General features: G+C 66.5%; 16 protein-coding genes and 1 pseudogene. 8 read left to right on the forward strand and 9 right to left on the reverse strand.

Annotated features, from left to right (window positions below):
* Window positions 1–109: 109 nt before the first annotated feature.
* Window positions 110–1,105: an alpha/beta fold hydrolase gene (locus BLT64_RS09450; RefSeq protein ID WP_011746554.1), complete on the reverse strand. Its 996-nt coding sequence runs from the start codon at window positions 1,103–1,105 to the stop codon at window positions 110–112.
* A 47-nt stretch (window positions 1,106–1,152) separates the two neighbouring features.
* On the reverse strand, window positions 1,153–1,332 hold the full coding sequence (locus tag BLT64_RS09455; protein WP_011746555.1) for a tautomerase family protein: 180 nt from the start codon (window positions 1,330–1,332) through the stop codon (window positions 1,153–1,155).
* A gap of 105 nt (window positions 1,333–1,437) precedes the next feature.
* Between BLT64_RS09455 and BLT64_RS09460 the strand changes: the two genes are divergently transcribed.
* On the forward strand, window positions 1,438–2,343 hold the full coding sequence (locus tag BLT64_RS09460) for a LysR family transcriptional regulator (protein ID WP_198140505.1): 906 nt from the start codon (window positions 1,438–1,440) through the stop codon (window positions 2,341–2,343).
* Window positions 2,344–2,385: 42 nt separating this feature from the next.
* Here the strand turns inward: BLT64_RS09460 and BLT64_RS09465 are convergent, their stop codons facing one another.
* Together BLT64_RS09465 and BLT64_RS09470 are read right to left on the reverse strand one after the other, a co-directional pair.
* On the reverse strand, window positions 2,386–2,994 hold the full coding sequence (locus BLT64_RS09465; RefSeq protein ID WP_011746557.1) for a hypothetical protein: 609 nt from the start codon (window positions 2,992–2,994) through the stop codon (window positions 2,386–2,388).
* 164 nt (window positions 2,995–3,158) lie between these two features.
* A complete protein-coding gene (locus tag BLT64_RS09470; RefSeq protein ID WP_011746558.1) occupies window positions 3,159–3,581 on the reverse strand; it encodes a MerR family transcriptional regulator in 423 nt (140 codons plus the stop codon).
* A 95-nt stretch (window positions 3,582–3,676) separates the two neighbouring features.
* On the opposite strand from BLT64_RS09470, the gene BLT64_RS09475 reads away from it, so the two are divergent.
* Window positions 3,677–5,908, forward strand: coding sequence for a heavy metal translocating P-type ATPase (locus tag BLT64_RS09475; protein ID WP_041529695.1), 2,232 nt, complete (start codon window positions 3,677–3,679; stop codon window positions 5,906–5,908).
* Window positions 5,908–6,504 (forward strand): methyltransferase family protein, encoded by a 597-nt coding sequence (locus tag BLT64_RS09480; RefSeq protein ID WP_011746560.1) that lies wholly within the window; start codon window positions 5,908–5,910, stop codon window positions 6,502–6,504. The genes BLT64_RS09475 and BLT64_RS09480 overlap by 1 nt, the downstream gene beginning before the upstream one ends.
* An 80-nt stretch (window positions 6,505–6,584) precedes the next feature.
* Here the strand turns inward: BLT64_RS09480 and arsB are convergent, their stop codons facing one another.
* The 4 genes from arsB to BLT64_RS09500 are packed head-to-tail and all read right to left on the reverse strand — an operon-like array spanning window position 6,585 to window position 9,019.
* Window positions 6,585–7,661, reverse strand: coding sequence for an ACR3 family arsenite efflux transporter (gene arsB, locus BLT64_RS09485; RefSeq protein ID WP_011746561.1), 1,077 nt, complete (start codon window positions 7,659–7,661; stop codon window positions 6,585–6,587).
* A 28-nt stretch (window positions 7,662–7,689) separates the two neighbouring features.
* Window positions 7,690–8,118, reverse strand: coding sequence for an arsenate reductase (glutaredoxin) (arsC, locus tag BLT64_RS09490; RefSeq protein WP_011746562.1), 429 nt, complete (start codon window positions 8,116–8,118; stop codon window positions 7,690–7,692).
* 9 nt (window positions 8,119–8,127) lie between these two features.
* Window positions 8,128–8,664, reverse strand: a complete 537-nt coding sequence (locus tag BLT64_RS09495) for an arsenate reductase ArsC (protein ID WP_011746563.1) — start codon at window positions 8,662–8,664, stop codon at window positions 8,128–8,130.
* Window positions 8,657–9,019: an ArsR/SmtB family transcription factor gene (locus BLT64_RS09500; RefSeq protein ID WP_011746564.1), complete on the reverse strand. Its 363-nt coding sequence runs from the start codon at window positions 9,017–9,019 to the stop codon at window positions 8,657–8,659. The genes BLT64_RS09495 and BLT64_RS09500 overlap by 8 nt, the downstream gene beginning before the upstream one ends.
* A gap of 194 nt (window positions 9,020–9,213) precedes the next feature.
* On the opposite strand from BLT64_RS09500, the gene BLT64_RS27310 reads away from it, so the two are divergent.
* Complete coding sequence (locus BLT64_RS27310; RefSeq protein WP_049792280.1) at window positions 9,214–9,516, forward strand: LysR family transcriptional regulator; 303 nt, start codon at window positions 9,214–9,216, stop codon at window positions 9,514–9,516.
* Window positions 9,517–9,632: 116 nt separating this feature from the next.
* On the opposite strand, the pseudogene BLT64_RS27315 reads toward BLT64_RS27310, so the two are convergent.
* Window positions 9,633–9,797, reverse strand: a pseudogene (locus BLT64_RS27315) (integrase core domain-containing protein); the annotation flags it as partial.
* On the opposite strand from BLT64_RS27315, the gene BLT64_RS27320 reads away from it, so the two are divergent.
* The 4 genes from BLT64_RS27320 to BLT64_RS09530 all read left to right on the forward strand — a co-directional run bounded on the left by BLT64_RS27320 (window position 9,747) and on the right by BLT64_RS09530 (window position 13,756).
* The gene (locus BLT64_RS27320) at window positions 9,747–10,127 is read left to right on the forward strand and encodes a flavin reductase family protein (protein WP_011746566.1); all 381 of its coding nucleotides are present in this window, start codon (window positions 9,747–9,749) and stop codon (window positions 10,125–10,127) included. The pseudogene BLT64_RS27315 and the gene BLT64_RS27320 overlap by 51 nt on opposite strands.
* Before the next feature lie 414 nt (window positions 10,128–10,541).
* Window positions 10,542–11,624: an LLM class flavin-dependent oxidoreductase gene (locus tag BLT64_RS09520; protein ID WP_011746567.1), complete on the forward strand. Its 1,083-nt coding sequence runs from the start codon at window positions 10,542–10,544 to the stop codon at window positions 11,622–11,624.
* Between the two features lie 58 nt (window positions 11,625–11,682).
* On the forward strand, window positions 11,683–12,546 hold the full coding sequence (locus BLT64_RS09525; protein WP_011746568.1) for an HTD2 family dehydratase: 864 nt from the start codon (window positions 11,683–11,685) through the stop codon (window positions 12,544–12,546).
* Window positions 12,536–13,756 carry a CaiB/BaiF CoA transferase family protein gene (locus BLT64_RS09530; RefSeq protein ID WP_011746569.1) on the forward strand — a complete coding sequence of 407 codons (1,221 nt, stop codon included), beginning with the start codon at window positions 12,536–12,538 and terminating at the stop codon, window positions 13,754–13,756. The genes BLT64_RS09525 and BLT64_RS09530 overlap by 11 nt, the downstream gene beginning before the upstream one ends.
* The last annotated feature ends 2 nt before the right edge of the window (window positions 13,757–13,758 follow it).

Below are 13,758 nucleotides of genomic sequence, written 5' to 3' on the forward strand. Positions count from 1 at the left end.
ACGCGCGCAGGCATCTGGCAACTGCACCATGGGTCGCACTGCGACCAGGCGTGGCTGTCGCAAAGGAAACAGGCGCGGCGCAATCCCTGACCGCCCGGCTGCGGTTTTCCTATTCGCCGGCAAGGAACGCCCTCAGATCGGACACGAACCCGACCGGGTTCTTCAGCATCAGCATGTGATCGCCCTGCTGCTCTGCCGTATAGCTGTAGAGCCGCCCGTCCGGCACCGTCCGGGCGATCCAGGCCTGGCTTGGCAGATTGTTGCTTTCCTCGCCCGAGAACACCGCCACGGGCATGTCCAGCTTGTGGCTTATGACATCGCGCCAGTCGTTCGTCGCATGATCGAACAGGACCAGCGCGGCATGGTCGGGATCGGAGGGGATCACCGCCTGGGCGAAGCTGGTCGCGTTGCGGATATGGGGCGTGTCCAGCATCCGGGCGCGATGCGTGACCTTCATATCGACGACCTGCTGATTGGTCGGCGCGCCCGCGAAGGCCGCGATCATCCGTTCGGGCGATGTCGTCATGCCCCCGGCGTTCAGGCGCTCTTCCTCGGTCCAGTCGGCATGCGTGTAGATCGAGACGGGCTGATCCACGAAGACGGCCCTGGTGATGTGGTCGGTTCCGAACAGATCGACATAGGCCCAGATCACCGCGGCACCCATCGACCAGCCCGCAAGCACCGTTCGATCCAGCTCCAGGTGATCGAGAAGCTGGTTCAGGTCCATTGCGTGGCGCGCGATGCGCTGGCCTTTCGCCGTCCGCTCTGAAAGCCCCTGGTTGCGCGGGTCCATGACATAGACATGATGCGTCCGCGACAGCAGCCATATCACGTCGATCAGCTCGGCCCCGTTCGAGCCCCAGGCCGGAACGAACAGCACAGGCTCGCCGCTGCCCGCCTCCCAATAGCTGATGCTGACGCCGTCGTTGGTCGTGAAGGCGTTGATCTGCAGGTCCGGGAATTCGGACAGCCGCGCGGGCATGCCCTCGACCGGCTCGGGGAATGCGAAGTCCCGTTTCAGGACGCTTGTGGCCGGCTCTGCGCCGACGCCGATCGGGGCAAGCGCAAGCGCCAGGACGGACAGGCCGCGAAGGATTGGTGTCATGATACGGCTCCTGGAAGGAAGAAGGGCAGAGGCGAAACGCCAGAGGCTCAGCCGTAAAGCTTGCCGCCGCCGGCCCAGTCCGATGTCTTCACGTCCTCGAAGATGACGTAGATATAGCTTGCATCGGTGCCGGTGTTGCGAACGATGCTGTCGGTGATGTCCTGGGCGACCTTCTGCTTTTCCTCGGCGGCCTTTCCTTCGAACCAGCTTACACGCACGACGGGCATGGTATTCTCCTGTATCGGGTTGACTTGTCGGCCTTGGATAACTGTGTCATCTGGAGGCGTAAATTCGCCTGAAATACACGCTTGGTTTCCAAAAAGGACACAATGATGCCGGCAAGCCATCTCTCTGGCGTGCATGCCTTTGTCGAAACGGCCCATCATCTCAGCTTCACCGGTGCGGCGGAATCGTTGGGAATGACGAAATCCGCCGTCGGCAAAAGCGTCAGCCGGCTTGAGGCCCGCCTTGGCGTCAAGCTGATCCATCGCAGCACGCGGCGCCTCGTGCTGACGCAGGATGGCGAGGCTTATCTGGCCGCCGCCCGCCGCGCATTGGAGGAGATCGAAGCCGCCGAGGCGTCGCTGTCCAGCAATCACCGAGAGATCGCGGGCCGGCTTCGGATCGACGCGCCGGCCGCCTGGGGGCGCCGGGTCTTGCTGCCGATCCTGACCGAGGTGGCGCTGGCGCAGCCGGGGCTGAGATTGTCGCTGTCCTTGACCGACCGGATCATCGACCCGGTGGCAGAGCAGGTCGATCTTGTCATCCGCTTCGGCGAAACGGCCGACACCGCAGACCTGATCTCTCGCAAGCTGGCCGAACAGCGCGCGCCGCTGGTCGCTGCGCCCGCATATCTTGCCCGGTGCGGGGTTCCGGCGCAGCCCGAAGACCTGCTGCGTCACTGCTGCGTCACCGGGATCAGCCGCGAGATGCCCATCGGCTTTCGCATCGCGCGCCCCGGCTGCGCGCCGCAGCGCCTTAGGGTGGCACCGGCGCACGAGATCGGCGACGGATCGGCGGTCGTGGAGGCCGCCATCGCGGGGTTGGGAATTGCCCAGATGCCGCTCTCGCTGGTCGCGGACGCGCTGTCGGATGGCCGATTGGTCGAGGTGCTGCCCGAATTCGGCACCGTGCCGGTGGGGATCTTTGCCCTGTGGCCCCGGACGCGGCACCTGCTGGCGCGCGTGCGGCATGTCGTCGATCTGCTGGCGGCCAAGGGGCAGGCGGGCGCGCTGTGACGGCGCGGCGCCCGGCGGGGCGTCGCGCGGCTATGGGGCCGGTCAGCGCACCGGCGTGATCCGCAGGTTCGAGAAATAGCCGATCGTGCCGGCCTCAATCCACAGGCCGACCCCGCCGCGTTGCGCGCCGCCCAGCTTCATGTCGGACACGACCAGGGTGGGGTGGGGCGCGTCATTGATGAAAAGCCGCGCGGTCGTTCCCTGCAGCTCGATGCGCATGCGGATCCATTCGGCAAGACCGATATCCACATGGGTCTCGTATTTCTCGGGCTCTTCCCTGCGCAGCCGGGGGAAGGGATATTCGGGATAGGCGACATACTGGACGGTGTGATTGCGCCGCACCTGGTCGTCCACGCGGGCATTTGCCGGCCGCAGGTAGATGCTTTCGAAGCTGTTGTCGGCGCCGATGCGAAAGGCCAGCCCGATGAAGCCACGCGCATAATCCGGGGCGTCGGGGGCAAGGACGCTTGCGACATCGACCTCGATGGTGCCGTCGCCGAAATCCATTGGAACCCATGCCATGAAGTCGCGATCGCTCAGCGCTTCCCTGGCGGGATCCTGCGTCGCCGAGGCCGGCATCGTGACCTGGAAAGCGGGCCTGCCCTGATAGGTCGTTTCTGTCAAGAAGACGCCCTGCAGCGTGAATTGCATCGTCGCGGTTCTCCTGTCGCTGGGTCCAGAGCCCGGTCCCGGAGGTGAGGCCGGGTCGGGGCAGGTCACGCGCGGCCGTCATCGCGCGGGCAACTGCCGCGTGTATGGCACGGATGTTCACCCTTTGGCCAGTCGATCGGCGCGGGGATGCGCGATTCGGTCGATCACGCCCCATGGTCGCCATGCAGGCACAGGCCATGATCGCCCAGCACCTCGATGACCTTGCAGTCCGACACCGTTCCATGCGCGCATTGCGAAACCATTCGTTCAAGTTCGTCCTGCAGCAGGCGCAACCTGGCGATCCTGCCCTGCACCGAAACGAGCTGGCGCTTGGCGATGATGTCGGCCGCCGCGCAGGGCATGCCCGGCTGATCCGACAGGCTCAGCAGCTCCCTGATCGCCTCCAGCGGGAAACCCAGCTCGCGGGCGTGCCGGATGAATCTCAGCCTGTCCAATGCCCTGCCGTCATAGACGCGCTGGTTTCCCACGCTGCGGGCCGGGGCCTGCAGCAATCCGATCTGCTCGTAATAGCGGATGGTCGGGACCTTGACGCCGGTTGCCGCGCTGAGTTTTCCGATGCCGAGCATAAAAAACCTCTTGAACCTCTAGTTGCTAGAGATCCTACATCTGGGATTCGATGATGGAAAGGCCGCTTCCTGCCGTTCCGGCATGGGAGACCAGGATGACCGACAGCACCACGGAGCGGCGCGAATGGACGGTAAGCGGGATGGATTGTGCCGCATGCACGGTCAAGGTGACGCGGGCGGTCGAGCGGCTGCCCGGCGTCAGCGATGTGAAGGTCGCCCTGATGGGCGAGCGGCTGTCGCTGGCGCTGGCCGATGGCGCGACGGCCGCGGAAGAGATCGAGAAGATCGTCCGCCGGCTGGGATACGGCATTGCCCCCAGGGAACGGGAACAGCCGCGGCAGGCGGCCCTTGCGCCGCGCCGGCCCCATGACGACGGCTGCGGCGGCACCTGCGGGCACGACCGCAAGGCCGCATCGCCCTCTGGCGCCGGGCATGGAACGCCTGCCGGGGGCAGCACGCCATGGTATCGAACGGCGAAGGGGCGGCTGGTCATCCTGACCGGCGCGCTGCTTTCGCTGGCCTGGGCGTTCGAGCTGCTGGCCCCGGCGGAATGGGGTTACCGGGCCTTCCTGCTGGCCTGCCTGATCGGCGTCGCGCCGGTCGCGAAACGCGCGTTCGAGGCGCTGCGGCTGGGCCAGCCCTTCACCATCGAAAGCCTGATGACCATCGCCGCGACCGGCGCGCTGTTCATCGGCGCGGCCGAGGAGGCGGCGCTGGTCGTGTTCCTGTTCGCGGTGGGCGAGGTGCTGGAAGGTGTCGCCGCCGGCAAGGCGCGCGACGGCATCCGGGCATTGGCGAACCTCGTGCCCAGGACGGCGATCGTCGAGATCGACGGCCAGGCCCGCGAAACCCCCGCCGACAGCTTGCAGATCGGTCAGGTGGTTCTGGTCCGCCCCGGCGACCGCGTTCCTGCCGATGGCGAGATCCTGGACGGCACCAGCGGCATCGACGAAAGCCCGGTGACCGGCGAAAGCGTTCCGCGCACCAGGGGGCCGGGCGAACCGGTCTTCGCAGGCTCGATCAACGCCGAGGCCGCATTGCGTGTGCGCGTGACGCGCGAGGCATCGGACAACACCATCGCCCGCATCATCCGCCTGGTCGAGGAGGCGGAAGAGGCGCGCGCCCCCACCGAACGCTTCATCGACCGCTTCAGCCGCTGGTACATGCCCGCCATCGTGGGTCTGGCGGCGCTGGTCGTCGTCGTGCCGCCGCTGGCTTTCGGCGCGGAATGGGGCACCTGGATCTATCGCGGGCTGGCGCTTCTGCTGATCGGCTGCCCCTGCGCGCTGGTGATCTCGGTCCCGGCCTCGATCGCGTCCTCGCTGTCTGCCGGGGCAAGGCGCGGAATGCTGATGAAGGGCGGCGCGGTGATCGAGGCCGCCGCCAGGGTCAGCCATGTGGCTTTCGACAAGACCGGCACGCTGACCCATGGCAAGCCCGTCGTCACCGATCTGATCCCGGCCCCCGGCATCGGCGAAGCCGCATTGCTGGAGGTCGCGGGAGGGGTCGAGGCGGGGTCCAGCCATCCGCTGGCGCAGGCGATCCTGTCGCGGCTTGCCCAAGAGGGCGTGACGCCCTTGCCCGCCCGCGCGGCGCGGGTGCTGGTCGGCCAGGGTGCCGAGGCGGTCGTGGGCGGCGCCCCCGCATGGGTATCCTTGCCCCGCCACGCGGCGCAAAGGGACGGTATCGAGGCCGACGCCCTCCGCGAGGCGACGCGGCTGGAAGGCGAGGGCAAGACCGTCGTCGCCGTGTTCCGCGACGGGCAGCCGCTTGGCCTGATCGCGATGCGGGACGAGCCGCGCGGCGATGCAGCCGAAGCGATGCGGCAGCTGAGGGACCTGAATGTCGGCGCGATCATGCTGACGGGCGACAATCCCCGCACCGCCGCCGCCATCGCGGGCGGTCTCGGGATGGATTATCGGGCCGAGATGATGCCCGAGGACAAGCTGGCGGCGATCCGCGAAACCGGCCTGCCGGGTAGCGTGATGATGATCGGCGACGGCATCAACGACGCGCCGGCGCTGAAGCAGGCGGGGATCGGCGTCGCGATGGGATCGGGTACCGATGTGGCGCTGGAAACCGCCGATGCGGCGATCCTGCGCGACCGGGTGACCGATGTGCCCGCGCTGATCCGGCTGGCCCGCGCGACGATGGGGAATATCCGCCAGAACGTCACCATCGCGCTTGGGTTGAAGGCGGTGTTCCTGGTGACATCGGTCCTGGGCATCACCGGGCTGTGGATCGCCATTCTGGCCGATACCGGCGCCACGGTGCTGGTGACGCTGAACGCCCTGCGGCTGCTGCGCTTCCGGCCGGAGCAGGCCTGATGACCTGGCCCGCAGCAACCGCATGGCTGATCCTGATCGCCTACCTGGCCCTGTTCTTCGGGGCGTCGTCCGAGGCGCAGCGCGCCTCGGGGCAGCCCGTCTGGCTGTTCGGCCACGCGCGGGGCCGCGACCGGCTTGCGGCCCTGGGCTTCCGGCTTGGCTTCGTGCTGGCGGTGCTGGGGCCGGTCGCGGCCATCGCGATGCCGGCACCGGTCGCCTTGCCGATCGGCGTGAATGTCGCGGGCATCGCGATGGCCAGCATCGGCATGGCGGTGGCTTTCGGCGCACAGATGGCGATGGGCGCGTCGTGGCGGATCGGGGTGCGGGCGGGCAGCGAAGGGCCGCTGGTCACGACGGGCCTGTTCAGGATCAGCCGCAACCCGACATTTCTGGGGCAGGGGATATTGCTGGCGGGCACCCTGCTGGCAAGCTTCTCGGTGTTCACGCTGGCCGGGTTCGGCCTCTTCGCAGCCGCCGCATCCGCCCAGATCCGCAGCGAAGAGCGCCTGTTGCGCGACCGCCACGGCGCGGCATATGAGCGATGGGCCCGGCAGGTCCCGCGCTGGATCGGACGTGGCGGCAAGAGCCGATCCTGATCGCCCGGCCATAGAAGATGACGGCCGTCACCCGATCCTTGTCGGCCGCTTCCTCGCGTCCGCCACCCGGTCGCAGAAGGTCACGCTTCCACCTCCTGAACCGTTACATCATGGGGAAACCATCGCTGTCCCAGCCGCAGCGCGACATGAACCAGCAGGATCAGCGCCGGCACCTCGACCAGCGGCCCGATCACCGCCGCGAAGGCTACGGGCGAGGCCAGACCGAAGGCGGCGATGGCGACCGCGATCGCCAGCTCGAAATTGTTGCCCGCCGCGGTGAAGGCGATGGCGGTGGTGCGCGGATAGTCGGCCTCGATCAGCCGTCCCATGGCGAAGCTGACGAGAAACTGGATGACGAAGTAGAGCGCCAGCGGCACCGCGATCCTGAACGCGTCCACCGGCAGGCGAACCACATCGCCGCCCTTCAGGCTGAACGTGGCGACAATGGTGAACAGCAGCGCCGCCAGCGTGATCGGCCCGATGCGCGGCAGGAAGGCGGTCTCATACCAGCCCTCGCCCTTGCGGGCGACGAGGATGCGCCGGGTCAGGAAACCGGCCGCGAAGGGGATGCCCAGATAGACCAGAACCGCCTCGGTGATGGTCCGGAAGCTCACGTCGATCACGCTGCCTTCCAGCCCGAACAGCGGCGGCAGGACGGTCAGGAAGAACCACGCATAGGTCGAGAAGAACAGGATCTGGAACACCGAGTTGAAGGCGACCAGCGCCGCGACATACTGGCCGTTGCCTCGGGCCAGCTGGTTCCAGACCAGCACCATGGCGATGCAGCGCGCCAGCCCGATCAGGATCAGGCCGGTCATGTATTCGGGATGATCGCGCAGGAAGATCACCGCCAGCGCGAACATCAGCACCGGGCCGATGATCCAGTTCTGGACCAGCGACAGGACCAGCACCCGGCGGTCGGTGAAGACGCGGGGCAGTTCCTCGTAACGCACCCTGGCCAGCGGCGGATACATCATCAGGATCAGGCCGATGGCGATGGGAATGTTGGTCGTGCCGACCGACAGCGCATCCAGCGCGCCCGGCAGGCCGGGAAACACCGTCCCGAGCCCGATGCCAAGCGCCATGGCTGCGAAAATCCACAGCGTCAGCCAGCGGTCAAGAAAGGACAGCCGCGAGGGCGGCGTCGGGGAAGTCATAGATCTGTCTCCGGTCAAGGTAAGGCGGTTACGATGCAGGCGTCACGGGCTGGCCGTCGTCGCCCACCACGGCCTCACCGTCCTCTTTGGCGAAGGCGCCCCGCTGCGGCGGCAGCAGATCCAGCACCGCCTCGGATGGCCGGCAGAGCCGCACGCCCCTGGGGCTGACGACGATGGGCCGGTTGATGAGGATCGGATGGGCCATCATCGCCTCCAGAAGCTGATCCTCGCTCAGCGCCGGATCGTCGAGGCCGAGATCGGCGTAAGGCGTGCCCTTCTGGCGCAGCAGATCGCGGGCGGTCAGCCCCATGCGCGCGATCAGCCGCACCAGCAGTTCCCGGCTTGGCGGGCATTTCAGATATTCGATCACATGCGGCTCCAGGCCAGCGTTGCGGATCAGGCCAAGCGTATTGCGAGAGGTGCCGCAATCGGGGTTGTGATAGAGGATGATGTCCATGATCCGCCCTCAGGCCATATCCGTCCGGGCCGAGGTCGCGCCCTGCGATTGCCCGATCTGGTGCAGTCTGGCCGTCAGGCTTGCGCGGTTCAGGGTCGCCATCGGCAGCGCCGTGAAGACCGAGATCCGGTTCCTCATGATGCGCAACGTATCGATGAAGGCCATTTCCCGTTCCAGCCCCGTGCCGGTGGCCGCGGCCGGATCAGGCACGCCCCAATGTGCCGAGATCGGCTGGCGGGGCCAGAGCGGACAGGTTTCTCCGGCGGCCTGGTCGCAGACCGTGAAGACGAAATCCATCACCGGCGCATCCGCCCCGGCGAACTCGTCCCAGCTTTTCGAGCGCAGCCCCTCGGTCGGATAGTGGAAATTCTCCAGCACCCCGCGCGCAGTCGGATGGACCTCGCCCCTGGGCCGGCTGCCGGCCGAGAAGGCCCGGAACCGCCCCCCACCATCCTGGCGCAGCACGCTTTCGGCGATGATCGAGCGTGCCGAATTGCCGGTGCACAGGAACAGCACGTTGAACAGGCGGCGGGATCGGTCAGGCATGGGCGGGATCCTTGTCGGGCTCGCAGGAGCAGGACAGCGCGGCGACGACCGGGGCGCAGATCTCGGCTCGCCCCTGGCAGCAATCGCGCATCAGGAAGGCGATCAGGTCGGACAATGCCTGATAGGTAACGCTGTAGATGATCTGCCGCCCCTCGCGCCGCGACGTGACCAGCCCGGCATGTTCGAGATGGCCCAGATGAAAGGACATCCGCGAGGATGTGGCCCCGTCCATCGCCTCGCCGATGGCACCGGCAGGCAGGCCCTCCGACCCCGCCGTCACCAGCAGCCGCACGATCCGCAGCCGGGTTTCCTGCGACAGCGCCGCGAAGGCGGCAAGCGCCCGTTTCTCTTCCATCAAGTCAACCTCTCAATAGATGTTGAGATCTTTAACCGAGGATTTCTGCCATGGCAACAAGGCTCGGCCCCTGCGACCACAGGCATGGCGGATCGCGCGAATGGTCCGGCTGGGCCGTGCTTATAGCTTGTCTGGTCCGGTCCCGCTTGCCAGAATATGCCGCAACATCGGGGGCGGGAAGGCGATGGAAACGCTTGCGCTATTTTCTGGCTGTGACGGGGGAGTTGCATTTCGGTCGTGCGGCCACGCGGCTGGAAATCGCGCCGCCGCCGCTGTCGCGGCAGATCGCCGCGCTCGAAGAGGATCTGGGCGTCCAGCTTTTCGATCGCAGCCGCAGCCTGATCCGCCTGACGCAGGCCGGGATCGTACTGCAGGACCATGCGCGCCAGATCCTCAACCGGCTGGATGTCGCCTTCCGCGAGACGCGACTGGTCGACAATGGCGGTGCCGGGCGGTTGCGCATCGCCTTTGTCGGCTCGGCCTGCTGCCGACGCTGATCAAGTCCTTCCGCTCATTCTACCCGGATGTCAGCCTGGCCTTGTCCGCGCTGAACAATGCCGATCTGGAACGCGCGCTGATCGGGCGTGGCCTGATCCTATAAGGTGGTCCGGTTTCAATGCATGACCTGGTTCTGGGCCATCGTCTGGGCAGATGATGGCGCCGATCCGCGTTGCGGCGCAGGCCAGATGATGGCCTCCGGTGCCGGCGGTATATATCCGAGCGATGAATGCCGCCGCTCGGTGTTGTGGTAGCGCCGCCATGCCTCGATGATGACCCTGCGCGAGAAGATCCGCGCCTCGCGCCGCTACGCGGTCAACGTGCTGGTCAGCAACATGGAGCTTGGCGCCATGCACTCGGCGGGTCGCCACAACCCGATCTGGCCGGCATCTTCGAACGCCGGAGCGGATTGCCGGTCGTGCCCGGCGCCGCGGTCATCTTTCTGACCGATGTCGTGCAGGAAATAGATGCCGGCAACCATACGCTGTTCATCGGCGAGGTGACTCATCTGGAACGGCAGCCCGAGGCCGAGCCGCTGTTGTTCTGCGGCGGCAAGTTCGCCCGGCTGGCCGGTATCGCCTTAGGGCCGCCCATTCCCGCATTCGGTTGATGGCGGCACGACCGCATCCTGTTGCGGAACAGCCCGTTTTTACCCGCGATCCCCCCTGCGCCATCCTCTCCCGGATGTGCGCAGCTTTCGGGGTTGCGCTTCGCCGTCGTCCCAATCGCGGACGATGGTAGACTGTCGCGTCTGAGACAGACTCATACCCACCTGTCGCCTCGCTTTGAACGCTGGCCAAACCAGCCCGGTTCCGAGACCTTCTCCATGGAAGCGCGGATCGGAGGAGCTGCGCCTTCTGTTGGGACAGCCATGGTGAATTGGATAATCCACGCTTTGCGCCGGAGGGTCAGCTCTCGATCGCCAGGACGAGATGAAAAATCACAGGCGCCATCCCAATGATCTCGGGAATCCGACCGTCAGACACTAAAAACCCTGACGGCACCAACAAGGAGAGAAACTGTTATGGTCAAGCTTGGCACCTTCGCGATGCCGCTGCATCCGCCGCATCGCCCGGTCGGCGACATCATCAAGGAAAACCAGGACAAGATCATCCTGGCGGACCAGTTGGGCTTCGACATCGCCTATATGGGCGAACATTATTCATGCACGACGGAGCAGATCGCCTCGCCGCTGATCTTCTTCGCCAGCCTGATCAACCAGACGAAGAACATCAAGTTCGCCACCGGCGTCATCGGCCTGCCGCAGCATCACCCGGTCATCGTGGCCAATGAGGTGGCGATGTTCGACCACATGGCGCAAGGCCGTTTCGTGTTCGGCATCGGGCCGGGCGGCCTGGCGTCGGATCTCGAGGTGTTCGATCACGAAGACCATGCCGTCCGCAACGAGATGGTCGCCGAACATCTGCGGATCGTTCTGGAAATCTGGAAATCGGACCCGCCCTATGACATCCAGGGCAAATACTGGAACGTCCAGATCAAGAACGCGATCTATCCCGAACTGGGCATCGGCTCGATGAGCAAGCCCTACCAGCTGCCGCATCCGCCGATCCACATTTCCTCGATGTCGCCGGACAGCCCGACGGTCGCGCTGGCCGCCCGCAAGGGCTGGGTTCCGATCACCGCGAACTTCACCCCGCACGAGACCGTCTATGGCCACTGGAAACAGTATGTCGCGGGCTGCGAGGCCGTCGGCCGCGAGCCGACCGGAGAGGACTGGACCGTCGCGCGCAACATCATCATCGGCGAAAGCGACGCCCAGGCCGAGGACTGGATGATGGATCCGCAGGGGTCCAGCCAGTATTACTACGACTACATGTGGAAGGTGCTGGTTGCCGCGGATTACACCACCGTCGCCAAGCCCAGGCCGGACATGAAGGACGAGGACATCACGGTCGAGCAGATCATCCGCTCCTCGGTGATCTGGGGCTCGAAAGAGACCGTGGCCGAGAAGCTGAACGAGCTGCGCGAGAAGTCGGGGCCGTTCGGCACCCTGCTGATGGCGATGACCGACGGCAGCGGTCCCAACCTCGAGCGCGAGCAGCTGTCGATGCAGCGCCTCGCCGAGATCCGCCACCTGATCCGGTAGGACGAACGGACCGGCAGCCCGGACGGCTGCCGGTGCCATTTGCGGGAAAGGACCGCGCATGTCGAATGCGACCCCATCAGCGGTGGACATGGCTGACATCTTCACGCTTTCCCAGGCACGGCGTGTCGCGGCGATGCTGGACATAGACCCGCAGCAGCTGCGGCAGGGCGATCCGGTCCCGCGCGGCTGGCATTTCGCCATGCTTGCCGGGCAATCCCCCCGCCACGCCCTGCGCCCGGACGGGTTTCCGGGGCTGGGCATTCCGATGCCCCGGACGGACCGCCCGCGCCTGCTGCTTGGCGAACGCAGCATGGCCTTTCGGGGCAACCTTGTCGTGGGCGCGCCGCTGCGGCGGCAAAGCGCGATCGCAAGCATCGTGGAAAAGACCGGACGGAACGGGCCCCTGTCGATCGTCAGGGTCGAACATGTCCTGTCGGGTGACGCGGATGCCCCTGACGGCGCGGCCTCGATCACGGAATCCCAGACCTATTACCTAGCGGGCCCGCCGTCATCGCCCGGCACCGCGACCGCGACACGGCCGGGACGGGCCGCACCCGATGTCCCGGCCGCCGGCGCGTCCAAGGTCGTCACCCCGGATGAAGTGCTGCTGTTTCAGTATTCCGCCCTGGGCTTCAACACGCATCGCATCCATTTCGACCGGGACTACGCCACGCGGGTCGAGGGCCATCCCGACCTGGTGGTCAATGGCGGGCTGGCCACCCTGCTGGCCACCGAATATCTGCGCAATGACCTGGGCAAATCGGTCAGCACGCTGTCGGCACGCCATCTGGCGCCGCTTTATGTGAACCGGCCCCTGACCATCCGCCCATCCGAATTGAGCGATACGGGGGCAAGCCTCTCTTTGATCGACTGCGACGGGCGGGTCGCGGCGGAACTGGTGGTGACTTTCGATGAGCTATGAACCCCTGCACGGCACGCGCGTCCTGGACCTGACGGCCGTGGTGGTCGGCCCGGCCGCGACATGGCGCCTGGGCCAGTACGGCGCCCAGATCATCAAGGTCGAAAGCCCCGGAGGCGACCTGATGCGCGGCCTTGGCGGGCTGTCCCCGACCGGCCAGCATGCCGGGGCCTATCTTCACCTGAACCGGGGCAAGCGCAACATCTGCCTTGACCTCAAGGCGCCGGGCGCATCCGGGGTGATGGAGCGGCTTGTCGCCTGGGCCGATGTCATCGTCGCCAACATGCGGCCCAAGGCGCTGGCCCGGCTGGGGCTGGACCCCGAAACGGTTCGCGCCGGGCATCCGGGAAAGATCTACTGCCTGTTGACGGGATATGGGTCCGACGGCCCTTATGGCGGCTTTCCCACCTATGACAGCGTGGTTCAGGGCGCGGTCGGTCTGCCCGGTCTTGCGCTGGAACGGGACGGGACGCCCGGATATGTCCCGCTGCTGATCTGCGATCACGTCGTCGGAGAGATCGCGGCCGGCGCCATTCTGGCCGCCCTGCTGAACCGGCACCGCACCGGCAAGGGCGTGACGCTGGAAGTCCCGATGTTCGAGACGATGGCGACGATGGTGTTGCAGGAACACCTGGCGGCGCAGAGCTTCGATCCGCCTGCCGGCCCCTATGGCGACCAGCGGCTGCTCAGCCCGCATAACCGGCCGATGCGAACGAAGGACGGGTTCATCGCCGTCACCATCAATACCGACCCGCAGGTCAGGGCATTCCTGGCGGCGACAGGGCGCGGCCATCTGGCGACCGATCCAAGATTTGCCAGCGTCGCGGCACGCGCGGTCCATGTCGCGGAATGGTTCGAGATCCGAGGCGCGCCGCTGACCGACAGGACCACCGACGAATGGCTGAAGATCTTTCGCACGGCGGACCTTGCCGCCATGCCGGTCCATTCCATCGAGAGCCTGAGCCGCGATCCGCATCTGACCGCCGTGCAGCTGATGACGCAGGAAGACCACCCGACAGAAGGCCGGACGACGGTTCTGCGCAGCTCCATCCGCGCCGACGACGCCCCCCTGCCGCCGCGCGGCCCGGCGGCCCCGCGCGGATGGGATACCCGCGCCGTCCTTGACGAGCTTGGCTATACGGGCGCCGAGGCCGCGGCGCTTCTGGACCGGGGGGTGGCCGTTGCGCATTCATCCGCACCTGACCGGACGTGACC

Source organism: Paracoccus denitrificans, from assembly GCF_900100045.1.
In the GTDB taxonomy this organism is placed as follows: domain Bacteria; phylum Pseudomonadota; class Alphaproteobacteria; order Rhodobacterales; family Rhodobacteraceae; genus Paracoccus; species Paracoccus denitrificans.